At 66.5% G+C, this 25,504-nt stretch carries 25 protein-coding genes and 1 tRNA gene; 9 read left to right on the plus strand and 17 right to left on the minus strand.

Annotated features, from left to right (window positions below):
• The first annotated feature begins 168 nt into the window (after positions 1 to 168).
• Positions 169 to 636 (plus strand): MaoC family dehydratase, encoded by a 468-nt coding sequence (locus tag Q0L89_RS09100; protein WP_296764099.1) that lies wholly within the window; start codon positions 169 to 171, stop codon positions 634 to 636.
• 47 nt (positions 637 to 683) lie between these two features.
• Here the strand turns inward: Q0L89_RS09100 and Q0L89_RS09105 are convergent.
• Positions 684 to 758, minus strand: a tRNA-Val gene (locus tag Q0L89_RS09105).
• Between the two features lie 55 nt (positions 759 to 813).
• Positions 814 to 1,086 (minus strand): HU family DNA-binding protein, encoded by a 273-nt coding sequence (locus Q0L89_RS09110; RefSeq protein ID WP_296764101.1) that lies wholly within the window; start codon positions 1,084 to 1,086, stop codon positions 814 to 816.
• Between Q0L89_RS09110 and Q0L89_RS09115 the strand changes: the two genes are divergently transcribed.
• Positions 1,085 to 1,465 carry a hypothetical protein gene (locus Q0L89_RS09115; RefSeq protein WP_296764104.1) on the plus strand — a complete coding sequence of 127 codons (381 nt, stop codon included), beginning with the start codon at positions 1,085 to 1,087 and terminating at the stop codon, positions 1,463 to 1,465. The genes Q0L89_RS09110 and Q0L89_RS09115 overlap by 2 nt on opposite strands.
• A gap of 52 nt (positions 1,466 to 1,517) precedes the next feature.
• Here Q0L89_RS09115 and lon read toward each other — a convergent pair whose 3' ends face one another.
• Positions 1,518 to 3,923: an endopeptidase La gene (lon, locus tag Q0L89_RS09120; protein WP_296764107.1), complete on the minus strand. Its 2,406-nt coding sequence runs from the start codon at positions 3,921 to 3,923 to the stop codon at positions 1,518 to 1,520.
• 270 nt (positions 3,924 to 4,193) lie between these two features.
• Positions 4,194 to 5,324, minus strand: coding sequence for a tRNA guanosine(34) transglycosylase Tgt (gene tgt, locus Q0L89_RS09125; protein WP_296764110.1), 1,131 nt, complete (start codon positions 5,322 to 5,324; stop codon positions 4,194 to 4,196).
• A 164-nt stretch (positions 5,325 to 5,488) separates the two neighbouring features.
• Here tgt and Q0L89_RS09130 point away from each other — a divergent pair, with 164 nt between their 5' ends.
• From Q0L89_RS09130 to tpiA, 3 genes are all read left to right on the plus strand, one after another.
• Entirely contained in the window at positions 5,489 to 5,851 is a 363-nt protein-coding gene (locus tag Q0L89_RS09130) for an SUF system Fe-S cluster assembly protein (RefSeq protein WP_296764113.1), read from the plus strand.
• A 139-nt stretch (positions 5,852 to 5,990) separates the two neighbouring features.
• Positions 5,991 to 6,371: an iron-sulfur cluster assembly accessory protein gene (locus Q0L89_RS09135; protein ID WP_296764116.1), complete on the plus strand. Its 381-nt coding sequence runs from the start codon at positions 5,991 to 5,993 to the stop codon at positions 6,369 to 6,371.
• 118 nt (positions 6,372 to 6,489) lie between these two features.
• Positions 6,490 to 7,242, plus strand: coding sequence for a triose-phosphate isomerase (gene tpiA / locus Q0L89_RS09140; protein WP_296764118.1), 753 nt, complete (start codon positions 6,490 to 6,492; stop codon positions 7,240 to 7,242).
• A 60-nt stretch (positions 7,243 to 7,302) separates the two neighbouring features.
• On the opposite strand, the gene Q0L89_RS09145 is transcribed toward tpiA, so the two are convergent.
• The 6 genes from Q0L89_RS09145 to Q0L89_RS09170 all read right to left on the minus strand — a co-directional run bounded on the left by Q0L89_RS09145 (position 7,303) and on the right by Q0L89_RS09170 (position 14,233).
• Positions 7,303 to 8,679 carry a TRAP transporter large permease gene (locus Q0L89_RS09145; protein WP_296764121.1) on the minus strand — a complete coding sequence of 459 codons (1,377 nt, stop codon included), beginning with the start codon at positions 8,677 to 8,679 and terminating at the stop codon, positions 7,303 to 7,305.
• Positions 8,680 to 8,682: 3 nt separating this feature from the next.
• Entirely contained in the window at positions 8,683 to 9,375 is a 693-nt protein-coding gene (locus Q0L89_RS09150) for a TRAP transporter small permease (RefSeq protein WP_296764123.1), read from the minus strand.
• An 86-nt stretch (positions 9,376 to 9,461) separates the two neighbouring features.
• Complete coding sequence (locus tag Q0L89_RS09155; RefSeq protein ID WP_296764126.1) at positions 9,462 to 10,463, minus strand: TRAP transporter substrate-binding protein; 1,002 nt, start codon at positions 10,461 to 10,463, stop codon at positions 9,462 to 9,464.
• 259 nt (positions 10,464 to 10,722) lie between these two features.
• Complete coding sequence (locus tag Q0L89_RS09160; protein ID WP_296764129.1) at positions 10,723 to 11,961, minus strand: sigma-54 dependent transcriptional regulator; 1,239 nt, start codon at positions 11,959 to 11,961, stop codon at positions 10,723 to 10,725.
• Complete coding sequence (locus tag Q0L89_RS09165) at positions 11,961 to 13,721, minus strand: ATP-binding protein (RefSeq protein WP_296764131.1); 1,761 nt, start codon at positions 13,719 to 13,721, stop codon at positions 11,961 to 11,963. The genes Q0L89_RS09160 and Q0L89_RS09165 overlap by 1 nt, the downstream gene beginning before the upstream one ends.
• A 50-nt stretch (positions 13,722 to 13,771) precedes the next feature.
• Positions 13,772 to 14,233, minus strand: a complete 462-nt coding sequence (locus tag Q0L89_RS09170; protein WP_296764134.1) for an Lrp/AsnC family transcriptional regulator — start codon at positions 14,231 to 14,233, stop codon at positions 13,772 to 13,774.
• Positions 14,234 to 14,466: 233 nt separating this feature from the next.
• On the opposite strand from Q0L89_RS09170, the gene Q0L89_RS09175 reads away from it, so the two are divergent.
• From Q0L89_RS09175 to Q0L89_RS09185, 3 genes are all read left to right on the plus strand, one after another.
• A complete protein-coding gene (locus Q0L89_RS09175) occupies positions 14,467 to 15,318 on the plus strand; it encodes a ferredoxin--NADP reductase (protein ID WP_296764135.1) in 852 nt (283 codons plus the stop codon).
• A gap of 136 nt (positions 15,319 to 15,454) precedes the next feature.
• A complete protein-coding gene (gene infC / locus Q0L89_RS09180; RefSeq protein WP_296764157.1) occupies positions 15,455 to 16,000 on the plus strand; it encodes a translation initiation factor IF-3 in 546 nt (181 codons plus the stop codon).
• 72 nt (positions 16,001 to 16,072) lie between these two features.
• The gene (locus tag Q0L89_RS09185; RefSeq protein WP_296764138.1) at positions 16,073 to 16,666 is read left to right on the plus strand and encodes a cyclopropane-fatty-acyl-phospholipid synthase family protein; all 594 of its coding nucleotides are present in this window, start codon (positions 16,073 to 16,075) and stop codon (positions 16,664 to 16,666) included.
• 276 nt (positions 16,667 to 16,942) lie between these two features.
• On the opposite strand, the gene Q0L89_RS09190 is transcribed toward Q0L89_RS09185, so the two are convergent.
• Both Q0L89_RS09190 and Q0L89_RS09195 read right to left on the minus strand, forming a co-directional pair.
• Entirely contained in the window at positions 16,943 to 18,208 is a 1,266-nt protein-coding gene (locus Q0L89_RS09190) for an FAD-binding oxidoreductase (protein ID WP_296764140.1), read from the minus strand.
• A gap of 30 nt (positions 18,209 to 18,238) precedes the next feature.
• On the minus strand, positions 18,239 to 19,462 hold the full coding sequence (locus Q0L89_RS09195; RefSeq protein ID WP_296764160.1) for an acyl-CoA dehydrogenase: 1,224 nt from the start codon (positions 19,460 to 19,462) through the stop codon (positions 18,239 to 18,241).
• Between the two features lie 134 nt (positions 19,463 to 19,596).
• Here Q0L89_RS09195 and Q0L89_RS09200 point away from each other — a divergent pair, with 134 nt between their 5' ends.
• Entirely contained in the window at positions 19,597 to 20,505 is a 909-nt protein-coding gene (locus Q0L89_RS09200; RefSeq protein ID WP_296764143.1) for a LysR family transcriptional regulator, read from the plus strand.
• An 87-nt stretch (positions 20,506 to 20,592) separates the two neighbouring features.
• Here the strand turns inward: Q0L89_RS09200 and Q0L89_RS09205 are convergent, their stop codons facing one another.
• The 5 genes from Q0L89_RS09205 to Q0L89_RS09225 all read right to left on the minus strand — a co-directional run bounded on the left by Q0L89_RS09205 (position 20,593) and on the right by Q0L89_RS09225 (position 25,190).
• Positions 20,593 to 21,630, minus strand: a complete 1,038-nt coding sequence (locus Q0L89_RS09205) for an ATP-binding protein (protein ID WP_296764145.1) — start codon at positions 21,628 to 21,630, stop codon at positions 20,593 to 20,595.
• 25 nt (positions 21,631 to 21,655) lie between these two features.
• Positions 21,656 to 22,840, minus strand: coding sequence for an aminotransferase class I/II-fold pyridoxal phosphate-dependent enzyme (locus tag Q0L89_RS09210; protein ID WP_296764147.1), 1,185 nt, complete (start codon positions 22,838 to 22,840; stop codon positions 21,656 to 21,658).
• 181 nt (positions 22,841 to 23,021) lie between these two features.
• On the minus strand, positions 23,022 to 23,543 hold the full coding sequence (locus Q0L89_RS09215) for a gamma carbonic anhydrase family protein (RefSeq protein WP_296764149.1): 522 nt from the start codon (positions 23,541 to 23,543) through the stop codon (positions 23,022 to 23,024).
• A complete protein-coding gene (gene gmk / locus Q0L89_RS09220; protein WP_296764152.1) occupies positions 23,540 to 24,181 on the minus strand; it encodes a guanylate kinase in 642 nt (213 codons plus the stop codon). The genes Q0L89_RS09215 and gmk overlap by 4 nt, the downstream gene beginning before the upstream one ends.
• Positions 24,182 to 24,299: 118 nt before the next feature.
• A complete protein-coding gene (locus tag Q0L89_RS09225) occupies positions 24,300 to 25,190 on the minus strand; it encodes a YicC/YloC family endoribonuclease (protein ID WP_296764154.1) in 891 nt (296 codons plus the stop codon).
• Between the last annotated feature and the right edge of the window lie 314 nt (positions 25,191 to 25,504).

Below are 25,504 nucleotides of genomic sequence, written 5' to 3' on the forward strand. Positions count from 1 at the left end.
CCAACTGAGCTAATCACCCTCGCGGCATGCCTTAGCCAATGCGCGGGGGGGCGTGCAAGAGGGCATGAGCGCAAAAAGGCGCGTTAGGTTCCCCTTGTTGACGGCGGCACCCGCCCCCGTCAGGATACCGACGCAGAATCCCCGTCACGCAGGAAAGACCGCCCGCCCATGCCGTTCAGCCCGCAAACCCACCAGATGCACCCAGCCCGGCGGTTTTCGGATTTCACCGTGGGCGAGCGTTTCCTTGCCCCCTCCCGCACCATGACCGAGGGCATTTTCGCCGCGTTCCAGACCACCAGCGGCGACAACCACCCCATTCACTATGACCGGGCCTACCTGGCGCGGCTGGGGCATCGCGATCTCTATGCCCACGGCTACATGACCCTGTGCCAGGCCGCCATCGGCGCCACCCCGCTGGCCCACCAGATGGGCGAGGCGCTGATCGGGTTCCTCGAACAATCCAGCCGCTTCCTGGCGCCCGTCTATTGCGGGGATACCCTGTACACCGCCTTTGAAATCACCGATCTGAGCCCCGGCAGTACCACCGGCGTGATGACGCTGGCGGTCACGATCCACAACCAAGACAGTGTCCTGGTGGTCGAAGGCATGCAAAAATACCTTCTGCGCCTGACCTGAGCGGAATCGAAAAGCCCGCACGGCAGGGGCGTGTTCTTGCGGAAAAATGGTGGGTGATAGAAGATTCGAACTTCTGACATCTTCGATGTGAACGAAGCGCTCTACCACTGAGCTAATCACCCGTCGCGGCGCTATTTAGCCGCCTCGCCGCGGCTGCGCAAGGGGGCAATGCCGCCTTTATGCGCCGGGTTCCTCGTCGGCCGGGGCCAGCTTGGGCGCGGCGTTCACCACCGCCGTGCTCTGGCGCAGCTTGCACACCATCACGCGGCCGTTGCTCATCTGCTTGACGCGATTTATGCGCAATTTGCCGAACGGCATGAGGTTGAGTTCGCGCCCCGCCGCGACCTGTTCGCCCAGAACCGCGAGCATCGCCTCGATCACCGGCTTGGCATCCTTTTTCTTGACGCCCGAGCGCGCGACGACCGAATCGATCAGCTCCTTCTTCTTCATGTCCGAGGCCGCCACCTTGGGCGTGGCCTCGCTCACGACCTGCGGCGCCGGCGCCGCCGCGGCCGCCGACTTCGCCGCCGCGCTGCGCGTGGTGCTGCCGCTGGCTGCCTTCGCCGCACTTGTACGGGCCGTACTCGTGGACCGTGCGGTAGATTTCGTGGTGCTCGCTCTTGCCATGATGACGCTGCCTGCATTGTTTCTGTTTCGTTGGCATCATATCACCATATCGGGGCAACCGGTAGCAACCCTTGACGGGCGCAACGAGGGTGGGGGCGAACTGCCGGTCGGCCGGGTGGCCGTGATCGTTGCAGTCCCGGCGGCCGCGCTCTTGGCTGCGGCTCCGCGATCAGGGCTGCCGAAAAGATGTCATCACAGATGATGAAGGGCGGCACATTCCGTGCCGCCCTTTCTGCGTTCACCCATCCCGGGCCTCAGTGCGCAGTGGCCTGCGCGCCGGTGCCTTCCCTGATCGCGGCGGCGGCGGCGGCCTCTTCGGCCTCCTCGTCCCATTCCACGGGTTCGGGCTGCCGGGTCAGCGCATGATCGAGCACCTCGCGGACGTGTTTGACGGGGATGATCTCCAGCCCCTGCTTCACGTTGTCGGGGATCTCGGCGAGGTCTTTCTCGTTCTCCTGCGGGATCAGCACGCGGGTGATCCCGCCCCTGAGCGCCGCCAGCAGCTTTTCCTTGAGCCCGCCGATGGGCAGCGCGTTGCCGCGCAACGTCACCTCGCCGGTCATCGCCGTGTCCTTGCGCACCGGGATGCCGGTCAGTACCGACACGATCGAGGTAACCATTGCCAGCCCCGCGCTCGGCCCGTCCTTGGGCGTGGCGCCCTCGGGAACGTGAACGTGGATGTCCCATTTCTGGAACCGGGGCGGCTTGATGCCGATCTCGGGCGCCACCGAGCGTACATAGCTCGACGCCGCGTCGATCGATTCCTTCATCACGTCGCCCAGGGTGCCGGTGGTCTTCATCCGGCCCTTGCCCGGCAGGCGCAGCGCCTCGATGTTCAACAACTCGCCCCCGGCGCTGGTATAGGCCAGCCCGGTGACCACGCCGACCTGGTCTTCTTCCTCGGCCAGCCCGTACTTGAACTTCCGCACACCAAGGAAATCGGCAAGGTTGTCGGGCGTCACCGACACCGTTTCGGCCTGTTTGCGCACGATCTGCGTCACCGCCTTGCGCGCCACCTTGGCGATCTCGCGCTCAAGGTTTCGCACGCCGGCCTCGCGCGTGTAGTGGCGGATGATGTCGGTCAGCGCGTCATCGGTCAGCTCGAACTCGGCCTTTTTCAGGCCGTGGCTCTTGATTTGTTTGGGCAGCAGGTGGCGCCGCGCGATTTCACGCTTTTCGTCCTCGGTGTAGCCCGCCAGCGGGATGACCTCCATCCGGTCCCTGAGCGGATCGGGCATGTTATAGCTGTTGGCCGTGGTCAGGAACATCACGTTGCTGAGGTCGTATTCGACCTCGAGGTAGTGATCAGTGAAGGTGCTGTTCTGTTCGGGGTCGAGAACCTCGAGCATGGCACTGGCCGGATCACCGCGAAAATCCTGACCCATCTTGTCGATTTCATCGAGCAGGATCAGTGGATTGGTCGTCTTGGCCTTTTTCAGCGCCTGGATGATCTTGCCCGGCATCGAGCCGATATAGGTACGCCGGTGGCCGCGGATTTCGGATTCGTCGCGCACGCCGCCCAGGCTGATGCGGATGAACTCGCGCCCGGTGGCACGCGCCACAGACGCGCCCAGAGACGTCTTGCCCACGCCCGGCGGGCCGACGAGGCACATGATCGGGCCTTTCAGCTTCTTGCTGCGCTGCTGCACGGCAAGGTATTCGACGATCCGTTCCTTGACCTTTTTCAGGCCGTAGTGATCCTCGTCGAGGATACGCTCGGCGCGCGACAGATCCTTTTTCACGCGGCTCTTGGTGCCCCATGGAATGGACAGCATCCAGTCGAGGTAGTTGCGCACCACCGTCGCCTCGGCCGACATCGGGCTCATGTTCTTGAGCTTCTTCAGCTCGGCTTCGGCCTTTTCGCGGGCCTCCTTGCTCAGCTTGGTCTCGGCGATCTTCTCTTCCAGCTCGGCCAGTTCGCCTTCGCCGTCCTCGCCATCGCCCAGTTCCTTCTGAATGGCCTTCATCTGCTCATTCAGGTAATATTCGCGCTGGGTGCGCTCCATCTGGGACTTGACCCGGGTCTTGATCTTCTTCTCGACCTGCAGAACGCTCATCTCGCCCTGCATCAGGCCATAGACCTTTTCCAGCCGCTCGCTGACCGAAAGCGTTTCCAGCAATTCCTGCTTCTGCTCCACCTCGACGCCCAGATGCCCGGCGACCAGGTCAGCCAGGCGCGCGGCCTCGTCGGCCTCCGACACGGCGACAACCGCCTCTTCGGGGACGTTCTTGCGCACCTTGGCATAGCGTTCGAACTCGGCCGCGACCGAGCGCAGCAGCGCCTTGACGGCGGCCTCGTCGCCCGGGGTTTCGGTCATGTATTCGGCGCGCGCCTCGAAGAATTCGTCGTTGTCGAGGTAGTCGGTGATGCTCACGCGGGCCACGCCCTCGACCAGCACCTTGACGGTGCCATCGGGCAGTTTCAGCAGCTGCAACACGTTGGCCAGCACTCCGGCACGGTAGATCCCTTCGCTGTCGGGGTCGTCCACGCTGGGGTCGATCTGGCTGGCCAGCAGGATCTGCTTGTCGTCGCCCATCACCTCTTCCAGCGCGCGCACAGACTTGTCGCGCCCCACGAAAAGCGGCACGATCATGTGCGGAAACACCACGATGTCGCGCAGCGGCAATACGGGGTAGGATGCGTTCAACGGCTCTTGCATACTCGGTCCTTGCATTTGGTTGGCAAAACGGATCGGCCCCGCTCATCGGCAGCCATGCCCGTTTCCTGTTGACTTTAATCTGGGGTGATCGGGTCGAGAATTCAAGCGCCTTCGGGGCGCGGCCGCAACCGGCACGACGAACGGCGCGGCGGGGCGCAAGCCCGTGCGCGGAAGATTTCCATCAGCCAAACGTATCAGGCAACCCCTTGTGTAAAAACGATTATCCACAGTCTCGGTTGCGCATCCCACGCCCCCGCGCGGCGCTCGGGTTCACAGCGGATCGATATCGCCCAGCAGGAACTGCGCCGCGAACTCTGCCTGGAACGCCGCGAACCGCCCTTGGGCGATCGCGGCGCGCATTTGGGCCATCAGCTCCTGGAAATAGTGCAGGTTGTGCCATGTCAGCAGCATGCCGCTGATCATCTCGCCCGAGCGGTAGACATGGTGCAGGTAGGCGCGGCTATAGCCCCGGCAGGCCGGGCAGGTGCAGGCGTCGTCCAGCGGGCGCGGGTCGTCGCGGTGGCGGGCGTTCTTGATGTTGACGACGCCGCGGCGCGTCCACGCCTGCCCGGTCCGGCCCGAGCGGGTGGGCAGCACGCAATCCATCATGTCGATGCCGCGCGCCACGGCGCCGACGATGTCGTCGGGCCGGCCCACCCCCATCAGGTAGCGCGGCTTGTCGCGGGGCAGCATTCCGGGGGCGTGATCGAGCACATCGAACATCGCCTTCTGCCCCTCGCCCACGGCAAGCCCGCCCACCGCGTAGCCATCGAAGCCGATCTCGCGAAGCGCATCGGCGCTCTCGGCCCGCAGGTCAAGATCGTCGCCGCCCTGCTGGATGCCGAACAGGGCGTGGCCGGGGCGGTCGCCGAACGCGTCTTTCGAGCGCCGCGCCCAGCGCATGCTCAGCCGCATGCTCTCGGCCAGGCGCTCGGGCGTGGCGGGCAGCGCCGGGCACTCGTCGAAACACATCACTATGTCGCTGCCCAGTTGCGCCTGGATTTCCATGCTGCTCTCGGGGGAGAGCGTGTGCACCGCCCCGTCGATATGCGACTTGAAGCGCACACCCACTTCCGAAAGTTTGCGCAGCCCCGCCAGGCTCATCACCTGGAAGCCGCCCGAATCCGTCAGGATCGGGCCGGACCAGTTCATGAAGCGGTGCAAGCCCCCCAGCCGCGCCACCCGCTCGGCCCCGGGGCGCAGCATCAGGTGATAGGTGTTGCCAAGGACGATGTCGGCCCCGGTCGCGGCGACGTTCTCGGGCAGCATCCCCTTGACCGACCCGGCGGTGCCCACGGGCATGAAGGCCGGCGTGCGGATCGGCCCGCGCGGGGTGTCGATCACCCCCGTGCGCGCCGCGCCATCGGTCGCCTTGAGGTGAAAGTCGAAACGCGCAGGCATGGGCCGTCCTTTCAAACTGCGCCCCCTATCCGACAGTTTCGCCGTCTTGCCAAGGGGCGGCAGCCGCGATTTGGCCACCCATTGCACTGGCGCCACTGGACGCGGCGCGGCGTAATCCTTATATCCTTGCTCAGGTAATATGACGGATGGAGGGCCGAGCCGAAATGAACCAGAATGCAGAGCCCCTGGAAGGTGCGCCGCTGATCAAGCCATCGAGCACCGGTCATCCGTTGCATGAGAAGATCGTCGATGCCTGCCGCAGCGTCTACGACCCGGAAATCCCGGTGAACATCTTTGACCTTGGTCTGATCTACACCATCGAGATCAACGACGAGAACGAGGTTCACATCATCATGACGCTGACCGCGCCGGGGTGTCCCGTGGCCGGTGAAATGCCCGGCTGGGTCGCCGACGCGATTGAGCCGCTGGAAGGGGTCAAGCAGGTTGACGTGGAACTGACATGGGAGCCCCCCTGGGGCATGGACATGATGAGCGACGAGGCGCGGCTGGAGCTGGGCTTCATGTGACGGGGCATGCGCGGGTCCGGCCCGCGCGCTTTGACCCGCCCTGCCCCCTGTCGCTATCATGTGCGCGACGCGACACCACGCGCGGCACCGAAAACCCGGGCAACGCCGCGCCGGAACACAACAGACAGGATCGACAGCGATGTTCGGACTACCCGGAAAACAGGCCGTCACCATGACGCCCGCCGCCGCCCGCCAGATTTCCAGGCTGATGGAAAGAGACGGCCACAAGGGCCTGCGCATCGGCGTCAAGAAAGGCGGGTGCGCGGGCATGGAATACACCATGGACTATGCCTCGGACGTCGACCCCCACGACGAGGTCGTCGAACAGGACGGCGCGCGGGTGATGATCGCGCCGATGGCGCAAATGTTCCTGTTCGGCACCCAGATTGACTACGAGGTGTCGTTGCTGGAATCGGGGTTCAAGTTCAACAACCCCAACGTGGCCGATGCCTGCGGTTGCGGTGAATCAATCAAGTTCAAGGATATCGACGACCTTGCCGCCGAACAGCACGGCGAGTAATCCCGCTCGCCGCGCGACGGTCGGCCCTGCCCCAGTGGCACAAATCGCTTGGGCCGTGGCCGGTTGTATGGCATGAGCCGGGGTTGACCGAGCCGGGCCAAAGAGGGGGATATCGCGCATGCCAGCCAGGATCGCCGCCGGAAACTGGAAGATGAACGGCACCCGCGCCGATCTTGACCAGATCGACGCGCTGACAGCCGCCCATCCCGCGCCCGCCGTTGAAATCATGCTGTGCCTGCCCGCAACGCTGATCGCCGAGGCCACGGCGCGCGCCGCGGGCCAGGCGCTGCGCATCGGTGCGCAGGACTGCCACGCACAGCCGGCGGGCGCCCATACCGGCGACATCGCCGCGGCGCAACTGGCCGATGCCGGGGCACAGGTGGTCATCCTGGGCCATTCCGAACGGCGCACCGATCACGGCGAAGACGACGCGCTGGTCGGCGCCAAGCTGCGGGCGGCCTGCGACGCGGGGCTGCGACCGATCCTGTGCGTGGGCGAGTCGCTGGCCGAACGCGATGCGGGCAAGACGCTGGAACGCATCGGCACGCAGCTTGACGGCGCGCTTGCCGACTTCGATACGATGCCGGCGGGGCTGGTGGTGGCCTACGAACCCGTCTGGGCCATCGGCACCGGACGCACCCCGTCGCTCGACCAGATCGGCGAGGTCCACGACTTCCTGCGCAAGCAGATCAAGGCCCGATATGGCGGCGCGACTGCCGCGGACGTGCCGCTGCTCTATGGCGGGTCGGTCAAGCCCGCCAACGCCGCCGAAATTTTCGGAGTGCCGAATGTGGACGGCGCCCTGGTCGGCGGCGCAAGCCTGAAGGAAAGCGATTTCTCGCCCATCATCGCGGCGTTGACGTCATCCTGAACGGCACCGTCCAAGGTGCGCCGCAGGCCGGCGCAGCACCCGGTCGGCCCGCCCACGACATCAGTTGGTCACGATCTCCGGCCCCATGAATGTGGTCGGCAACCAGATCGAGATCGCAGGGATATACGTCACCAGGATCAGGAACACGAACAGCACCGCCAGGAACGGCAGCGCCGCGCGCACCACGCGCATCATCGGCATCCCCGCCACGCCCGAGGTCACGAACAGGTTGAGCCCCACCGGCGGCGTGATCATGCCGATTTCCATGTTCACGACCATGATGATGCCAAGGTGAATCGGGTCGATGCCCAGTTCCATCGCGATCGGAAAGACCAGCGGCGCGACGATGACGATCAGGCCCGAGGGCTCCATGAACTGCCCGCCGATCAGCAGGATGACGTTGACGATCACCAGAAACATCACCGCGCCGAAACCCGCTGCCAGCATCGCGCTGGCGATCTGTTGCGGGATCTGCTCGTCGGTCAGGACGTGCTTGAGGATGAGTGCATTGGCGATGATGAACATCAGCGTGATGGTCAGCTTGCCCGCCTCGTAAAGCGTGTCGCGCGTGTCGCGGTGGAAGAACGCCGTGATCAGCGCCAGCGGCTTGTCGATCAGGGTCAGGTTGCGCCCCTCTTCGCCCCCGTAGAGCGGCCCCATGTCGCGGTAGACGAAGCAGGCGATGAAAAAGGCGTAGACCGCCGCGACCGCCGCCGCCTCGGTGGGGGTAAAGATGCCGCCATAGATGCCGCCGAGGATGATCACGATCAGGAACAGTCCCCAGGCGGCATCGCGGGCGCTGGCGAACACCTCGCCCCAGCCCAACCAGTCGCCCTTGGGCAGGTCGCGCACCCGCGCGATGATGTAGATCGCGCTCATCAGCATGGTGCCCGCCAGCAGCCCGGGAATGACCCCGGCCAGGAACATGCGCCCCACCGACACGTCGGTGGCCGCCGCATAGACGACCATCACGATGGACGGCGGGATGAGAATACCCAGCGTGCCGGCGTTGGCGATCACCCCGGCGGCGAAGTCGCGGCTGTAGCCGACCTGCCGCATGCCGGCGATGACGATCGAGCCGATGGCGACCACGGTCGCCGGGCTCGATCCCGACAGCGCGGCGAACATCATGCAGGCAAACACCCCCGCGATCGCCAGCCCGCCGTGGAAATGCCCCACCACCGCGATGGAAAAGCGGATGATCCGCCGCGCCACCCCGCCGGTGGACATGAAGCTTGACGCCAGGATGAAAAACGGGATCGCCAGCAGCGTGTAATGCCCTGCCATCGCCTGGAAAAAGGCCTGCGCGATAGAGGCCAGCGAGGTATCGCCAAGCACCAGCAGGAAGACGATGGATGACAGCCCGAGGCTGACCGCGATCGGCACCCCGATCAGCATCATCCCCACCACCATCGCGAAAAGCGCGGCGACATCCATGGCTCAGTCCTTTTCGTTCAGGTGGCCGGAGTCCGCGACCGCATCCTCGGCCTCGTGGCTGACGATCAGCTCGCTGGCTTGCCCGCGCCAGATCCGCAGCGCGGCCTGCACGAAGCGAAACAGCAGCAGCGCGACGCCCACCGGAAGGATGGCATAGGGGATGAAGCGCGGCATTTTCTCATAACGCTCGCCCTCATTCATCAACGGCTCGATCCAGCGCAGCCATTCGGGGAAGGGGATGTCGATCACCTCGTACCACGCGCGGTAAGAGGTGCGCCCCATGTCCTCGAACCCGGTGGGAAACCAGCGCCCGGTGGTCTGCGGCAGGTTGGCGAAATTGGCCCAGTAATCCCACGCGCCCTTGAGCAGAAAGGCCGCGTAGAACAGGCACAAGGCCACCGCCAGCAGCCCGATCAAACGGCGCAACTGCGGCGAGAAATAGCTGATCAGCGCATCCACGCCAAGGTTGGCGGTGATCTTGACGGCGTGGCTGGCGCCGAACAGCACCAGCCAGGCAAAAAGGAACGAGGTCGCCTCCAGCCCCCAGATCAGGCCGGTGTTGAAGCCATAGCGCAGCACCACGTTGGTGAAGGTGATCAGCGTCATCGCGCCCAGGATCACCGCTATGGCGCTGCGTTCGAATTCATCGACGGCGCGCCCCAGGGCCGTGCCGCGGTAATCGTTCGATGCAGACATGCGCGCCTCCCGGCCGGGGGTGGGTCGAAAACCGCCCGGCCCGATGTCAGGTGCGCATCGGGCCGGGCAACCGAGCTGTCAGACGATCAGTGCTTGGCGTTGATCGCCTGGGCCTCAGCGATGTTTTCCTCGCCGACATCGTCCTTGAACTGCTCCCAGACGGGTTTCATCACCTTGACCCAGCTGGCGCGTTGTTCGGGCGTCAGGCTGCGCACGGTGCCGCCGGCGTCGATGATCGCCTGCTTGGCCTCCTGGTTCACCTCGTAGGCCTCGGTGTTGCGGGTCTCGGTCACCTCGTCGATGATGGTGGCCAGTTGCGTGCGCACGTCGTCGGGCAGGCTGTCCCACCACTCCGTCGAGGTCACCAGCAGATAGTCGATGATACCGTGGTTGGTTTCGGTCACACCGTCCTGCACCTCGAAGAACTTCTTGCCGTAGATGTTGGACCAGGTGTTTTCCTGCCCGTCCACGACGCCGGTCTGCAACGCGCCGTAGACCTCGGAAAAGGCCATCGGCTGCGGGCTGCCGCCCAGCGCCGCCATCTGCGCCTTGAGCACCTCGGAGTTCTGCACGCGGAACTTCAGCCCCTCGGCATCCGACGGCTCGACCAGCGGCACATTGGCCGACATCTGCTTCATCCCGTTGTGCCAGAAGGCCAGCCCCAGCAGCCCGCGGCGGGTCATCGATTCCTTCATCGCCTGCCCGGTTTCCGAGTTCTGGAATTCGTCCACCGCGTTGATGTTCTTGAACATGAACGGCAGATCGAAAAGGCGGAACTTCTTGGTGAACTGCTCGAATTTCGACAGCGACGGCGCGGCCATCTGCACGTCGCCCTGCAGCATCGCCTCAAGCACCTGGTTGTCGTTGTAGAGCGTCGAGTTGGGGTACACTTCCATGCACGCCTTGCCGTCCATCTCTTCGTTGACGCGCTTTTCCAGAAGCGTCGCGGCGATGCCCTTGGGGTGCTTGTCGGTGTTGGTGACGTGGCTGAACTTGATGACGATTTCGCCGTCGTCGCAGGCCGCCGTCGCGGCCTGTGCGGTTACGGTCAGCGCCAGTGCGGTAGCGGCTGTTGCAAGATATTTCATCGGTGTCTCCTCCCATGGTTCGAGACGGTTGAGTGTGCCCCTCCCAGGACACGGCGAAGCAATGATTCCGCATGGCGCGCGTTTGCTCAAGAAAAAGTGAATCGCACTGGCCGGAACGGAAGAATTTGATGGAATTTCAGCGCCCTAAACGACGTCTCCCCAGCATCATGGTCGTGTTGCGGCGCAGCATTGTGCGAAATTTCACACAAACGAATCGCATCTCGTGCGGATTTTCGCACAATATCGCCAAGATCCGCCCTCAGCGGAAGTCCTCGGCGCGCAGGCCGTAGCGCGCCAGCTTGTCGTAAAAGGTCTTGCGCGGCAGCCTCAGCGCCTGCGCCGCGCGCCCGGCGCGCCCTTTTTCGCGTTGCAGCGCCGCGACCAGTAGCGAGCGTTCCACGCGCGCCATCTGCTCGGCCAGACCCGGCTGGTCGCCCTCGACCAGGCCCGGGGCCATCGTGCCCCCCAGCCCCAGCGCAAAGCGCATCGCGGCGCTCATCAGGGCGCGCGCGTTGCCGGGCCAGTCGCGCGCCATCAGCTCGGCGATCACCTCGGCGGTGATTTCGGGCGGGGTCAGCCCGGCCTGTTCGCTGGCCTGGGCCACGTAATGACGGAACAGAACGGGGATATCCTCGGGGCGGTCGTGCAGGGCGGGAATGCGCACCTGCATCACTTCGAGCCGGTAATGCAAATCGGGGTTCAGTCCCTCAGGCGGCGGCGCCGGGCGCAGCCGCGCGGTGCTGCCGGCCAGCAGCCGCGCCGGCGCCCCGTTCTCCAGCCCGTCGAGCAGGGCAAGCTGCGCATCGGCGCCAAGCTGAACGACTTCGTCCAGGAACAGGCTGCCGCCGCCCGCCTCGTCAAGCGCCGTCGCAACGGCGCCGGCGCTCAAACCTGCGGCGGCACGCTTGACGAACGGGCCCTTGGCCTGCGGCGAAAGCAGGTGCACCACCTCGGCCACCTTCGAGATGCCGGTGCCCGGCTCGCCGGTGACCAGCACGTCGGTGCCCGCCTGCGCCGCCAGCCGCGCCCGGTCGCGCAGCGTCTCGGCCTGCGCCGAATGCCCGAAGATCAGCCGTGCCGCCGCATCGCCGGCGTGCAATTGCGCCTTGAGACGGCGGTTTTCCAGCACCAGGCGGCGGGTGTTGAGGGCGCGCTCGACCTCGGCGATCAGCGTTGCCGGCGCGCAGGGCTTTTCCAGGAACCCGAAGGCGCCCTTGCTCATGGCGCTGACGGCCATCGGGATGTCGCCCTCGCCGGTCAGCAGGATCACCGGCAGATCCGGATCGACGCCGGTTGCATGGTCGAGCAGGTGAAACCCGTCGCGCCCCGGCATGCGGATATCCGACAGGATCACACCGGGAAAATCGGCGGCAATATGGTCGCGCGCGACAACGAACGACCCCGCCTCGACCGGTGACAGATCGGCCAGTTCCAGCGTTTGCGCCAGCGCCTCGCGCACCGCGGCATCGTCGTCGACGACCAGCACCTTGCGGATCATCACGCTGCCTCCCCGCCCGTGCGGAGGCCGTCGTCGTCTGCGGCGACGAGTTCGACCACCATCACCGCGCCGCCATCCGCGTGGTTGCGGCCGCGGATCACGCCACCGAAGCTTTGCACCAGCCCGTAGGAGATCGACAGCCCCAGGCCCATCCCTTCGGAATCGCCCACCACCTTGGTTGTGTAGAACGGATCGAACATCTTTTCGGGCGCCTCGATACCGGGACCGGTGTCGCGCACCTCCAGCTCGACCGTGTCACCGGCGCGGCGGATGGCGATGTCGAGGCGCCGCACCGCCTGCCCTTCCATCGCGTCGGTGGCGTTGCCGACCAGGTTGACCACCACCTGGGCGAGGCGCACCTCGCCGCCCAGCACCGGGACGGGTGTCTCGGGGCGGTGCCAGTCCACCTGCACCTCGCCGGCGCCGATCCGCGCCGCGCTCAGCTCCAGCGCGCTATCGACGATCCGGCCCAGATCGACGCGGGCGACCGGTTCGCTTTCCTGCCGGGCGAAGGCGCGAAGGTTGCGGATGATACGCGCCATCCGCGCGGCCATCGACCCGATGCGCGAAAGGTTCTGCGCCGCCGGGGCGGTCTTGCCCCGCTCCAGCAGCAACGCGCCGTTCTCGGCATATTGCTGGATCGCCATCAGCGGCTGGTTCAACTCGTGGCTGATGCCGGCGCTCATCTGTCCCAGTGCCGACAGCTTGCCGGCCTGCACCAGGTCGTCCTGCGCCTTCTTCAGGGCGGCCTCGGCGGCGCTGCGCTCGGCCACCTCGCGGCGCAGGGCGCTGTTGGCCGCCGACAGCTCGGCGGTGCGTTCGCTCACGCGCCCTTCGAGCCGGGTGTTGGCCAGTGTCAGGGTGCGCCGCCGTTCCGCCACCATGAACAGGATCGCCCCGAACACAAGGCACGCGGCAGCCACCGCGGCAGCCTGCAAGAGCGCCAGTTGGCGCGCCGGGCCGACGTCGATGAGCGCCTCGGCGCGCAGGCCCAGGCGGGGCAGATCCTGCGCCAGGTGCAGGGCACGGGCGGGCACGTAGGGGCTCCAGTCTTCCCACCAGATCTCGTGCCCGGCCACCCGGTGCGTCGAGAACGCAGGCACCGGGCCGTTGCGTGGCTCCAGCCCGACCTGCCCGGGCGCGCGGCGCCAATCCAGCAGTTCCGAGCGGTTGGTGATGAACACCTCGCCGCTCTCGTCGGTGAAGAAAACAGCCGGGCTGGCACCGCGCCACTGCGATTCGACAGCTTCGATATCGGCCACGACGACCAGCGCCCCGTCCACGCGCCCACGCGCATCGAAGCGCGGCGCGGCATAATAGTAGGCGCGCGGCCCGGTGGCGCCAGGGCTGCCGTGCGACTGGCCCAGCGCCCCCTGCATGGCGCGGCGAAAATGCGCAGTACCCGCAATGCTGGCCGGCGCCGCGCCGCGTGCCGACTGCGTCACCCGCCCCCTTGCATCGGCCAGCATCAGGTCGCGCGCGCCGGTCTTGTCGGCCGCTTCCAGAAGCAGCGCGCGGCGCGCCTCCGCGCCACCATCGGTCAACATCGGATGATCGGCCAGCACCACCGCCAACTGCTGATAAAGCTGCAACTGCCCGGTCAGCCGGTCGGCCGCCAGCATCAAATCGGCACGACCTCGCTGCGCCAACTGGTCCAGGGCCTGGCCGTAGCCGACGCGCCACACGACCCCCGCGACGGCAGTGACCGCCACAAGAAAAAGGCCAAGGATCGCGGCGCGGCGTGTTTCGGGGCGTTTCATGGGCGCATATTAGGCGGCAAGGGGGCGTCTGGCCATAGCCGCACCACCCTCTATAGCGGCAGCGCCGTGGTCGACTTGATCTCTTCCATCGACAGCAACGCGGTGACGTTGTGCACCTTCACCTCGCCGATCAGCGCCTGGTAGAATGCGTCGTAGGCACGCGCGTTGGCGACCCTGACCTTCAGGATGTAGTCGATCTCGCCGGCCAGGCGGTGCGCCTCCTGCACCTCGGGGCGGTTGTGCAGCGCCTCCAGAAACCGTGCCTGCCAGTCGGCATCGTGCTCGGAGGTCCGGATCAGCACGAAAAAGCAAGCCTCGAAACCCAGCTTTCCGGCATCCAGAACCACCGTCTGCGGCCCGACGATGCCGGCCTCGCGCATCTTGCGAATCCGGTTCCAGACCGGCGTTTTCGACGACCCTACCTTGCGGGCGATTTCATCAAGCGATTGCCCCGCGTCGCGTTGCAGTTCCGCCAGTATCTTCCTGTCGGTGGCATCGAGTCGAACCGTCATACTGCCCTCATCTTGACGAACGGGAAACTGTATCCCGATAGGCCGCATTATCGAAAAATACTTCTTTCAGTTGAACGCGTCTCGCATCTATGAGAAACAATTTCCCAAATTACCTGGCGCGTCAAGATCACTTCTACCCGACGCCACAGCACCCAGTCGCCGGGGCCGGGCCATGACGATCCGTCGCGCAACCGCACGGCGCATCGGCCTTTCCATGCCCCGGCAAAGCCCTTATGGTCCGGCGCGACCGCGCGCGCCCCACAAATGCGAGAGAGCAAACCTTGACCGAACAATCCGTACCCAAGGCCCCCACCCTTCCGGATGCGCAGACCGTCACCCATGTCAAGCACTGGACGGATCGGCTGTTCTCGTTCCGCGTGACGCGGCCCCGATCGCTGCGTTTCCGGTCGGGCGAATTCGTGATGATCGGTCTGATGGGCGACAACGGCAAGCCCTTGCTGCGGGCCTACTCGATCGCCTCGCCAAGCTGGGCTGACGAGCTTGAATTCTACTCGATCAAGGTAGCCGACGGCCCGCTGACCTCGCGGCTGCAACACATCCAGGAAGGCGACCAGATCATTTTGCGCCCCAAGCCGGTGGGCACGCTGGTGCTGGACGCGCTGTTGCCGGGCAAGCGGCTGTGGATGCTGGCCACCGGCACCGGGATCGCGCCCTTCGCCTCGCTGATGCGCGACCCCGAGACCTACGAGCACTACGACGAGGTCATCATGATGCACACCTGCCGCGAGGTGGCGGAACTGGAATACGGGCGGCAATTGATCGAAAGCCTGCCCGCCGACCCGCTGATCGGCGAATTCGTGGGCGACAAGCTGCGCTATTACCCGACCACCACGCGCGAGGAAAGCGCAAGCATGGGGCGCATCACCGACAACCTCAGTTCCGGCAAGGCGTTCGACGATCTTGGGCTGGCGCGCGGGATGTCGCCGGAAACCGACCGCGCCATGGTCTGCGGCAGCCTCGACTTCAACATGGACGTCAAGGCCATTCTCGAAGGCTACGGCCTGCGCGAGGGCGCGAATTCGGAGCCGGCCGAATATGTTGTCGAAAAGGCGTTTGTCGGCTGACGCCCCGACCACGCAGACGCCCGCGCACCCCGGCCCCGCCCCGACAGCCCGCACCGCACAATTGCGCCTTGAAGTGCGTGCCGGGCGGCGGTAGTTTGCCGTTCTGAAATTTGTCAGCAACCGAAGGAAGAAAGCCATAGCCCGCAGACCTCATAACGCGCCGCCCACGCGCGACACCGGCCCCCGCGTCAACGACCGCATCCGCGCACCCGAAATCCGCCTGATCGGCGCCGATGGCGAGAATGCAGGGGTCGTGACCCCCGCCGAAGCCATGCAAATGGCCGAAGAGGCCGGGCTCGACCTGGTCGAGATCTCCCCGAATGCCAATCCGCCCGTGTGCAAGATCATGGATTTCGGCAAGTTCAAGTACGAACAGCAAAAGCGCGAATCCGAGGCCCGCAAGAAGCAGAAAGTCATCGAGGTCAAGGAGGTCAAGTTCCGGCCCAACACGGACACGCACGACTACGAGGTCAAGATGCGCAACGTGTTCAAGTTCCTTGAGGCGGGCGACAAGGTCAAGATCACGCTGCGTTTCCGCGGTCGCGAGATGGCGCACCAGAACCTTGGCCGTGAACTGCTGGAACGTGTTGCCGAAGACACCAAAGAGGTCGGCAAGGTCGAGAACTTCCCGAAGATGGAAGGCCGGCAGATGATCATGGTGATCGGCCCGGCCACTCGCTGACCGGGGCCGCCCCCGACACGGGGCCGCACGGGCATGGTGGCCCGCGTCCCCACCACCCGAGAGGGCCCCAGGATGTGGGAAGCGCGCTTCAACACCCCCGACTACGTGTTCGGCAAGGCGCCGGCGGCGTTCCTGCCCGCGCACGATCACCTGCTGAAGGCGGGTGACACGGCGCTGTGTGTGGCCGATGGCGAGGGGCGCAACTCGGTCTACCTCGCCACGCGCGGGCTGCGTGTGACGGCGCTGGAATACGCGCCTTCGGCGATCGCCAAGGCGCGTGCGCTGGCCCGCGAGGCGGGCGTCGATGTCGATTTCCGCGAGGTCGACGTGCTGGCCCATGACTGGGCCGGGGAATATGACGCGGTGCTCGGCATCTTCATTCAGTTCGTCGGCCCCGATGCACGCGGCGCGCTGCTCGAAGGCATGAAGCGCAGCACCCGGCCCGGCGGCCTGCTGCTGCTGCACGGCTACACGCCTGAACAGATCGCCCACGGCACCGGCGGCCCGCCGCATGCCGAGAACATGTACACGACCGATCAACTGGCCCGCGACTTCGCCGGCTGGGAGATCGTGGAAAACCGCGCCTACGAACGCGAGATCGAGGAAGGGCGCGGCCATTCCGGCCGTTCCGCCCTGATCGACTTCGTCGCGCGCAAGCCGGGCTGACGGATCAGGGCCCGCCCGCGGCCAGATGCGCGTCGCGTGATGGCGCACCAGCCCCTTGCGTTCTTCATCGCTGAAATGAAGGTCTAGGAAGCCTTGGCCATGGTTTCTGCACGGATGGCTTGGCACATCCGACGTGGTGGATTTTCCCGCGCCATGCGTGAATGCCACCCCGAAAATCGCATCAAACCAATAGGTTGGCGCGCGGTCTTGCAGTGGATCGGCCAATTCGTCCCAAATCTGACACAGCCGACAGAGCCCCGCCGGCGCGTGTACGCGTCAGAGCAGGCGCGCGGACACCGCGTGCACCAGCCGTGCGGCGGTCTCGAAGAACGGTCCGCGCGCCCATGTCAGCCACTCGCGGTGGTCATCGACCGGCGCCACCGGCAAGCCGGCCTCGTCGTCCTCCAGCAGCGCCCGCGCCACCGCATCGCCGAACAGCGTGCCCGGTCCGATGCCGCGCCCCGAATAGCCGAACACGGCATAGCCGCCCGGCCCCATGCGCATGATCCGTGGCAGGTGGTCACCGGTCATGGCGATGCGGCCCGCCCAGAAATGCTCGAACGGCTGGTCCGCCAGCTCGGGAAAGCGCCGCGCAAAGGCCCGCCGTGCCCAGGACCGATGCAGCCCCAACGCATCGGGCAGCCCCATCGCTCCAAAGATCAGTCGCCCCGCCGCATCCTTGCGAAAGGCGCTCATCACCTTGCCGGTATCCCAGCACCCCTCGCCCCCCGGCAGCAGGCGCGCCGCCTGGTTGTGCCCCAGCGGCGCGGTGGCCAACTGAAAGAAATGCACCGGCGTCAGCGACGGCAGGCGCGCCCCGGCGCAGGGCTGGTGATAAGCGTTGGTCGCCATCAGCAGGCGTGGCGCCCGAACCGCGCCGGCGTCGGTTTCGACCCGCCACCCGGTGCCCTCGGGGCGCAGGCCGGTGACGCGGCTGCGCTCGAACACCCGCGCCCCCCCCGACTGCGCGGCGCGGGCCAGCCCCTTGGCATAGGCCAGCGGCTGGATGGTGCCGGCGCGCGCGTCGTGCAGGGCGCCGTGAATGCCCGCCACGCCGCTGTAATCGCACGCCTCGCGCCCGTCCATAAGGCGCACCGGCGCATCACGCGCGACCTGCTGGCGGTGGCGTTCGCGCAGATCCTCGAACCCGGCGGCCGAATGCGCACAGTGCAGCGTGCCGCCGCGCGCCGGCTCGCAGGCGATGCCGTGCGCCGCGATCCGGTCGAACACCATGTCGGGGGCGCCCGCCAGCGCGCTGTTGAGCCGTGCACCCGCCGCTTCGCCCAGCGTCTCGCAGACCGCATCGGGCGGCAGCCACAGCCCCGCGTTGACCAGCCCGACATTGCGCCCCGACCCGCCGTGGCCCACGGTTTCGGCCTCGATCACAACCACGCGCGCGCCCGCCTCAGCCGCCGTCAGCGCCGCCGAGCAGCCGGTGAACCCGGCCCCCACGACCACCAGGTCGGCGGTGCTCTCACCGCTCAGTACCGGCGCTTCGACCGCCTCGGCGCAGGTCGTCTGCCACAGGTTGCGTTCGCTCATTCCCGCTCCTCCTGCGCCGGTTAGACAGGATCAGAAGAACGCCTGCAAGCCCGTCTGCGCCCGGCCCAGGATCAGCGCGTGCACGTCGTGCGTACCCTCGTAGGTGTTGACCGTTTCCAGGTTCACCAGGTGGCGGATCACCTGGTATTCAAGGCTGATGCCGTTGCCGCCATGCATGTCGCGCGCCATCCGCGCAACATCCAGCGCCTTGCCGCAATTGTTGCGCTTGACGAGGCTGATCATCTCGGGCGCGGCATTGGCTGCGTCCATCAGCCGGCCCACGCGCAGGCTGGCGTGAAGGCCCAGCGCGATCTCGGTCTGCATGTCGGCCAGCTTTTTCTGAAAAAGCTGCGTCTGCGCCAGCGGGCGCTTGAACTGGTGGCGGTCCAGCCCGTATTGCCGCGCCGCGTGCCAGCAGAATTCGGCGGCGCCCATGGCGCCCCAGCTGATACCGTAGCGGGCGCGGTTGAGACAGCCGAACGGCCCCTTGAGCCCCTCGACATGGGGCAGAAGTGCGCCCTCGCCCACTTCGACCCCGTCCATGACTATCTCGCCGGTGATCGAGGCACGCAGGCTCATCTTACCCTCGATCTTGGGCGCGCTCAGCCCCTTCATGCCCTTTTCCAGGACGAAACCGCGGATCTTGCCGCCGTGGGCCTCGGATTTCGCCCACACGACGAAGACATCCGCCAGCGGGCTGTTCGATATCCACGTCTTGGACCCGGTCAGCCGGTACCCGTCGTCGGTTTTCTCGGCGCGCGTCTTCATGCCCGCGGGGTCCGACCCGGCATCGGGTTCGGTCAGGCCGAAGCAGCCGATCAGCTCGCCCGCGCACAGCCCTGGCAGGTACTTGCGACGCTGTTCTTCCGAGCCGTAGGCGTAGATCGGATAAATCACCAGGCTGGATTGCACGGACATCATCGAGCGATAACCGGAATCGACCCGCTCGACCTCGCGCGCGACCAGCCCGTAGGCCACGTAACCGGCGCCCAGGCCGCCATATTCCTCGGGCGTGGTGACGCCCAGAAGCCCCATCTCGCCCATCTCGCGGAAAATCTCTGGGTCGGTCTGTTCCTCGGCGAAGGCCTGCGTGACACGCGGTTGCAGCTTGCCTTGGGCGTAAGCGTGCGCGCTGTCGCGGATCATGCGCTCGTCCTCGGCCAGTTGGTCATCCAGCCGCAGCGGATCGGCCCAGTCGAAGCGCCCCAGGTCGGGGGCATCCTTGGTGCGCAGGGTCGGCTTGGCGTCGGTCAGTGTATCGGTCATCGGTGCCCTCTTTCGTGTTGCGTCGATTGCATGAGTTTCCTGCGAAATCCCTTGCAGCATAAAAGCAAATATGCAGGGAATGAAACGAGAGTTCCGCATGAATGCATGAGTTTTTCGCATAAATGATCGCACCGCGCCGCTTCCTGCCCTCCATCGCCTCGCTACGCGCGCTCGAAGCGCTCGACAGGCTGGAAAGCGCCACCGCCGTCGCCGAGGAACTGAACCTGACCCAAAGCGCGGTCAGCCGGCAATTGCAGGCGCTGGAGGCACAGCTCGGCGCGACGCTGATCACCCGCGACAAGCGGCGCATGGCGCTGACCCCGGCGGCGGTAAGCTATGCCGCCGAGGTGCGCGCGGCCCTGCAGCAGATCGCGCAAGCGGCGCTGCGGCTGCAGGTCATGCCCGAGGGCGGCACCGTGAACCTGGCCATACTGCCCACCTTCGGGATGCGCTGGCTGGTGCCGCGGCTGGCCGATTTTGCCCGCCTGCACCCGGATATCACGATCAACATGTCGACCCGTCTGGAAAGGTTAAACTTCGGATCGGAACCATTTGATGCCGCAATATGTTTTGGCCATGGAGAATGGCCGGGAACAGACCGGATGCGGCTGCGACGCGAAAGCGTCGTTGCGGTCTGCGCGCCGGCGCTGCTGGACGGGGTGGCGCTGCACGCGCCGGGCGATGTCCGCAAGCTGCCGCTGCTGCATATCGAGACACGCCCCGATGCATGGCCCGAATGGCTGGCCGCGCACGGGGTGGACTCCGGGGCGCTGGCCGGCACGCTGTTCGACCAGTTTTCGACCATCACGCAAGCCGCGCTGCATGGGCTGGGCGCGGCGCTGCTGCCCGACTACCTGGCCGAGCAGGACCTCGCCACCGGGCGCTTGGTGCCGGTCTGGGGCGACGCGGTCGAGATGCAGGGCGCCTACTACCTTGTCTGGCCCCGCAGCCGCACGCACGCGCCGGCACTACAACGCTTCCGTGACTGGCTCGCAACCCAGGCGGAAGACGAGGATCCGCTTCCGCGATAACGCCCGTCTCTTTTCATTTTCGCATGTCCAGCGGCCGGATACCCCAAAATACCGCGCCAACTTGTCTTTTTCCGATGTCGATCCCGTTCAGCCTGTGGGCAATACGACGGTGAAGACGCTGCCCTCTCCGGGCGCGCTGTCGATCAGCAACCGGCCGCGGTGGCGGTTGACGATATGCTTGACGATCGCAAGGCCCAGCCCGGTGCCGCCCATCTCGCGCGAGCGGTGGCTGTCGACGCGGTAGAACCGCTCGGTCAGGCGCGGAATGTGCAGCGGGTCGATCCCCGGTCCGGTATCGCGTATGCTCAGGCGCACCGCCTCGGCGCGCAGCGCCGGGTCCTGTGCCGGGCCGGTGATCGCCACGGTCACGGTGCCGCCCTTGCCACCATACTTTATGGCGTTCTCGACCAGGTTGGTGACGACCTGGCTCAACTGGTCGGCCTCGGCGGGCACCGTGACCGGCTGCGCGGGCATCTCGTAGACCAAGCTCACCCCCAAGTCCTCGGCCAATTGCGTCAGGGTGCGCGCGGCGCCCTGCGCAAGCTCGACCAGGTTCAGCCGCCGGGCCGGGCGCATGCGTTCCTCGGCCTCGACCTGGCTGAGCGACAGCAGATCGCGTACCAGCCGGTTCATGCGGCCGGCCTCCTTCTCCATGATACCGAGGAACCGCTCGCGCGCGGCGGCATCCTCGCGCGCCGGGCCGCGCAGGGTTTCGATGAACCCCAGCAGCGCGGTGAGCGGGGTGCGCAACTCGTGGCTGACATTGGCGACGAAATCGCGCCGCATCTGGCCCACCTGCTCGACCTGGGTAACATCCTCGAAACAGGCCAGAACGCCGCGCCCCTCGTGAAGTTCGACAAAGCCGCAGGACACCGCATAGGTTACGTCCTGCTCGCCGTCATTGGTCAGGTAACGGGCGCGGCGCGGCGCGCGATCCGCACGGCAGCCATCCACCGCGTGCAGCACCGTGGGCTGACGTACCACCGTGGTCAGCAGCCGGCCCTCGGGGACGCGGGCGAACAGCCGCGTTGCCGCCTCGTTTGCCGCCAGGATTCGGTCGTCATTGCCGATGAACAGTGCCGGCATCGGCAGCGCCGCCATCAGACCTTTCAACCCGCCATCCATCGCGTGCGCCGCCTTTCCGCCGCGCTCACGCGGCCTGCGCCGCCGCGACGGCCTCGGTGAACACGGCGCGCAGCGCATCGATGTCCTCAAGCCCCACGGAGACGCGGAAGAACCCCTCGGACATGCCCAGTGCCGCACGCGCCGCCGGGTCCATGGCGCGGTGCGAGGAACTGGCCGGGTGCGACAGCGTGGTGCCCACGTCGCCCAGCGTCGGCGCAAAGGCCAGCCCCTGCGCCGCGCGGGTAAAGGCATTGGCCGCGGCGCGCCCACCCGCCAGTTCGAAACTGACCATGTTGCACCCCTGATCGCCCAACAGCGCGCGGGCGCGGGCGGCATCGGGGTGATCCTCGCGCATCGGGTAGAGCACCCGCGCCACACCCGGCAGCGTGGCCAGGTGATCGGCCAGCGCGGCGGCGCTTTGCTGCGCACGCTCGAACCGCAGATCGAAGGTCGCCAGACCCCGCTCGGCCAGCCAGCAATCGAACGGGCTGGGCGTCAGCCCGGTGGTCACCGCGAAATCGTAAATCGCCTTTTGCAGGTCCGCATCGCGGGCCACGGCGTAGCCCAGCGTCACGTCGGAATGCCCCGCCAGCAGCTTGGTGACCGAATGGATGACGATGTCGGCGCCGGCTTCGAACGGGCGATAGGCGCGCGGCGTGGTAAAGGTGTTATCGACCACCAGCAGCACGCCACGCTCGCGCGCCAGCCGCGCCAGCCCATCCATGTCGGCCACGCGCAGCGTCGGGTTCGACACCACCTCGACAAGAATCATCCGCGTTTCGCGGCGTATCGCCGCGGCAAGGCTGGCGGCATCGGTAGGGTCGGCCAGCGTGGTGGCGATACCCAGCCGCGGCAGGTCTTGCGTCATCAGCCGCAGCGACCGGCCATATAGCTGATCGCCCCCCACGACATGATCGCCCGCCTTGAGCAGCCCCATCATCACCGCGCTCACCGCCGCCATGCCCGAGCCGGTGACGATGCCGCCCTGCACGCCTTCCATGGCATCCAGCCGCGCCGCCAGAACATCGGCATTGGGGTGGCCTTCGCGGGCATAGGTATAGCCCTGCGCGCGGCCCTCGTATTGCGCGTCCAGCTCGTCGGGGCTGTCCGAGGCATAGACGACCGAGGGGCTGAGCGGCGTGACCACCGGCGAGGAAAGGCTTTCGGGAAACGTGGCAGGCCGGATCAGCGAGGGGCGGGAATTGCGCATGGCGTGTCTCCTTTTCGCGCAACTCAGTGCCACAGGGCCGCGACCCCGGCAAGGGCTGGCGAAAGGCGGGCGGGACGGCCGCCAAAGATGAGACTGCCCGCGTCGATGACGTTGAACTGGTTGCGGCTCTGGCCGCGGATCGCCGGCTCCGGCCCGTGCAGGTCAGCGCCGCACGATCGTGTCAGACCTCGGACAACCCGGCGCGGAAGCGGCGCATGTTGTCCTGGTAATGCAGGGCACTGGCGCGCAGCATCTCGATGGCCTGCGCATCCAGCGCCCGCACCACCTTGCCCGGCGCGCCCATCACCAGGCTGCCGTCGGGAATTTCCTTGCCCTCGGTTACCAGCGCCCCGGCGCCGATAAGGCAATCGCGGCCGATCACCGCGCCGTTGAGCACCGTCGCGCCCATCCCGACGAGGCTGTTTTCACCGATGGTGCAGCCGTGCAGCATCGCCTTGTGCCCGATGGTGCAGCCCGGCCCCACCGTCAGCGGAAAACCCATGTCGGTATGCATGACGCAGTTTTCCTGAACGTTGGACCCCGCGCAGATGCGGATTCGCTCGTTGTCGCCGCGCAGCGTGCAACCGAACCAGACCGAGGCGCCCGCCTCCAGCGTCACCTTGCCGATCAGGTTGGCGTCGGGCGCCACCCAGGTGTCGTCGTCGATCCGTGGCACATGGCCGTCGAGTGCATAATAGGTCATTGCATCTCCTCGAATTCATGGTGCAGGGCCTTGACATGCGCGTTCAGACCCGGCTGTTGCAACCGCTTGAGGCGCGCCGCCTCGACGATGGTTTTCAGGCGCCTTGCGGTCTCCTCAAGATCATCGTTGACCAGAACATAATCGTATTCCGCCCAATGGCTTATCTCGTCCCAGCTTTTGCGCATGCGCTTGGCGATCACGTCTTCGCTGTCCTTGCCGCGGCTGACCAGGCGGCGGTGCAATTCGGTGATCGACGGCGGCAGGATGAAGATCGACAGCGTGTGCTGGCCCAGCGACGAGTTCTGGATTTGCTGGGCGCCCTGCCAGTCGATATCGAACAGCACATCGCGGCCCGAGTTGATCGCCGCCTCCACGGGCCCGCGCGGCGAGCCGTAGAAATTGCCGAACACATGCGCGTGCTCCAGCATGTCGCCGTTGGCGACGTCGCGCTGGAACGCGGCCTCGGTCAGAAACAGGTAATCCTCGCCGTCGACCTCGCCGGCGCGCGGGGTACGCGTCGTCGCCGAGACCGAAAACGACAGCGTCGGGTCCCACTCCAGCAGGCGGTGGGTCAGCGTCGACTTGCCCGCCCCCGAGGGCGAGCTGAGAATGATCAAAAGGCCGCGGCGGTCGCTCATCTGCTGTTTCCTGTCTTCATCTTGCCCCAAGTACCCGTCACGGGGTCGTCATCGGCGCGCCGCTGGTTCAAGTGGCAATGGCGACGGGGGAAACCCCCGGCGGCACCGCGATTGCCACCTATTCCACGTTCTGGACCTGTTCGCGCACCTGGTCGACGACCGTCTTCAGTTCCAGCCCGATGCGCGTCAGCGCGCTTGACTGCGCCTTGGCGCACAGGGTGTTGGCCTCGCGGTTGAATTCCTGGCACAGGAAATCGAGCTTGCGGCCCACCGCCGCGTCGGCGTCGAGCAGCGCGCGCGCCGCGTCGACATGGGCGCGCAGGCGGTCCAGTTCCTCTGTGATGTCCGACTTGACCGCGATCAGCGCCAGTTCCTGCGCGACGCGGGCCTCGTCGGCGGCCTCGGTGTTGTCGATGACGCGCGCCAGCGCGGCGGCCATCGCTTCGCGCTGTTCGCCGCTGCGGACTTGCGCGGCGGCGGTCGCTTCGTCCACCAGCGCGGCGATCGTGTCGAGCTGCCGCGACAGCACCCCGTGCAGGGCACGCCCCTCTTCGGCGCGCATGTGCAGGAACGCGGCGAAAAGCGGCTCGAAATCGGCCATCAGCGTGCCGAGCAGCGCGGCGGTGTCGGTGTCGGCGCTGCGTGCTTCCAACACACCGCGCTGCGCCACGATGTCGGCCGCGGTGGCCGGGGCCAGCGACAGGCCGCGGCTTGTTGCCCGGGCTTCGACCTCGGCCATGGCATCCAGTACCGCCGCCAGCGCCGCATGGTTGAGCGCCAGTTCGCCGCCCGCCTCTTCGCGGACCAGCCGCAGGTTGAGCGTGACGCTGCCGCGCGACAGCGCGCCGGTCAGCCGGGCACGCAACTTCGCCTCCAGCCCCTCGATCCAGTCGGGGACGCGTATGCGCAGGTCCAACCCCTTGGCGTTGACGCTGCGCAACTCCCAGCTCCAGCTGGCTCCGGCGCCGCCGTTCCTGGCCGCGGCAAACCCGGTCATCGACTTGATCACGTGGCTCTCCCGTCCCGCGCTTTGAGAAGCCCTAAGCCATTTGCGCCCCCAAGGGCAAGACGCACCGCACGCCCAGGTGCGCGCAACACCGGGGCACAGGCCGCACCGAACCGGGCGCGCCGGGTTAACCAGTCGTAAACATTTTGCACGCAATTTCGAACAAATCGCGGTAATCTTCAGGTAACCTGCGTTGCCGAACCGTGAACGGTGCGGCCGGCAGCAAGGCCCCGTGCCGGGGCGCGCGGCACCGGAGCCCCGGAGACGCCGCGCGCAGCAATCGGAGAGACGCCCGTGAGTTCCGCCCAGTTCGACAC

This window comes from Sediminimonas sp. (genome assembly GCF_024637375.1).
In the GTDB taxonomy this organism is placed as follows: domain Bacteria; phylum Pseudomonadota; class Alphaproteobacteria; order Rhodobacterales; family Rhodobacteraceae; genus Sediminimonas.

Bases quoted from the DNA above. Each gene is read 5' to 3' on its own strand.
- Q0L89_RS09115 (WP_296764104.1), top strand. From the start codon at position 1,085: ATGTCCGAGGCCGCCACCTTGGGCGTGGCCTCGCTCACGACCTGCGGC.
- tgt (WP_296764110.1), bottom strand. From the start codon at position 5,324: ATGCCTGCGCGTTTCGACTTTCACCTCAAGGCGACCGATGGCGCGGCG.
- Q0L89_RS09100 (WP_296764099.1), top strand. From the start codon at position 169: ATGCCGTTCAGCCCGCAAACCCACCAGATGCACCCAGCCCGGCGGTTT.
- Q0L89_RS09200 (WP_296764143.1), top strand. From the start codon at position 19,597: ATGATCGCACCGCGCCGCTTCCTGCCCTCCATCGCCTCGCTACGCGCG.
- Q0L89_RS09175 (WP_296764135.1), top strand. From the start codon at position 14,467: ATGGTCCGGCGCGACCGCGCGCGCCCCACAAATGCGAGAGAGCAAACC.
- Q0L89_RS09135 (WP_296764116.1), top strand. From the start codon at position 5,991: ATGTTCGGACTACCCGGAAAACAGGCCGTCACCATGACGCCCGCCGCC.
- tpiA (WP_296764118.1), top strand. From the start codon at position 6,490: ATGCCAGCCAGGATCGCCGCCGGAAACTGGAAGATGAACGGCACCCGC.
- Q0L89_RS09150 (WP_296764123.1), bottom strand. From the start codon at position 9,375: ATGTCTGCATCGAACGATTACCGCGGCACGGCCCTGGGGCGCGCCGTC.
- Q0L89_RS09190 (WP_296764140.1), bottom strand. From the start codon at position 18,208: ATGAGCGAACGCAACCTGTGGCAGACGACCTGCGCCGAGGCGGTCGAA.
- Q0L89_RS09130 (WP_296764113.1), top strand. From the start codon at position 5,489: ATGAACCAGAATGCAGAGCCCCTGGAAGGTGCGCCGCTGATCAAGCCA.
- Q0L89_RS09160 (WP_296764129.1), bottom strand. From the start codon at position 11,961: ATGATCCGCAAGGTGCTGGTCGTCGACGACGATGCCGCGGTGCGCGAG.
- Q0L89_RS09145 (WP_296764121.1), bottom strand. From the start codon at position 8,679: ATGGATGTCGCCGCGCTTTTCGCGATGGTGGTGGGGATGATGCTGATC.
- Q0L89_RS09185 (WP_296764138.1), top strand. From the start codon at position 16,073: ATGTGGGAAGCGCGCTTCAACACCCCCGACTACGTGTTCGGCAAGGCG.
- lon (WP_296764107.1), bottom strand. From the start codon at position 3,923: ATGCAAGAGCCGTTGAACGCATCCTACCCCGTATTGCCGCTGCGCGAC.
- Q0L89_RS09210 (WP_296764147.1), bottom strand. From the start codon at position 22,840: ATGCGCAATTCCCGCCCCTCGCTGATCCGGCCTGCCACGTTTCCCGAA.
- Q0L89_RS09170 (WP_296764134.1), bottom strand. From the start codon at position 14,233: ATGACGGTTCGACTCGATGCCACCGACAGGAAGATACTGGCGGAACTG.
- Q0L89_RS09215 (WP_296764149.1), bottom strand. From the start codon at position 23,543: ATGACCTATTATGCACTCGACGGCCATGTGCCACGGATCGACGACGAC.
- Q0L89_RS09205 (WP_296764145.1), bottom strand. From the start codon at position 21,630: ATGGATGGCGGGTTGAAAGGTCTGATGGCGGCGCTGCCGATGCCGGCA.
- gmk (WP_296764152.1), bottom strand. From the start codon at position 24,181: ATGAGCGACCGCCGCGGCCTTTTGATCATTCTCAGCTCGCCCTCGGGG.
- Q0L89_RS09165 (WP_296764131.1), bottom strand. From the start codon at position 13,721: ATGAAACGCCCCGAAACACGCCGCGCCGCGATCCTTGGCCTTTTTCTT.
- Q0L89_RS09110 (WP_296764101.1), bottom strand. From the start codon at position 1,086: ATGAAGAAGAAGGAGCTGATCGATTCGGTCGTCGCGCGCTCGGGCGTC.
- Q0L89_RS09155 (WP_296764126.1), bottom strand. From the start codon at position 10,463: ATGAAATATCTTGCAACAGCCGCTACCGCACTGGCGCTGACCGTAACC.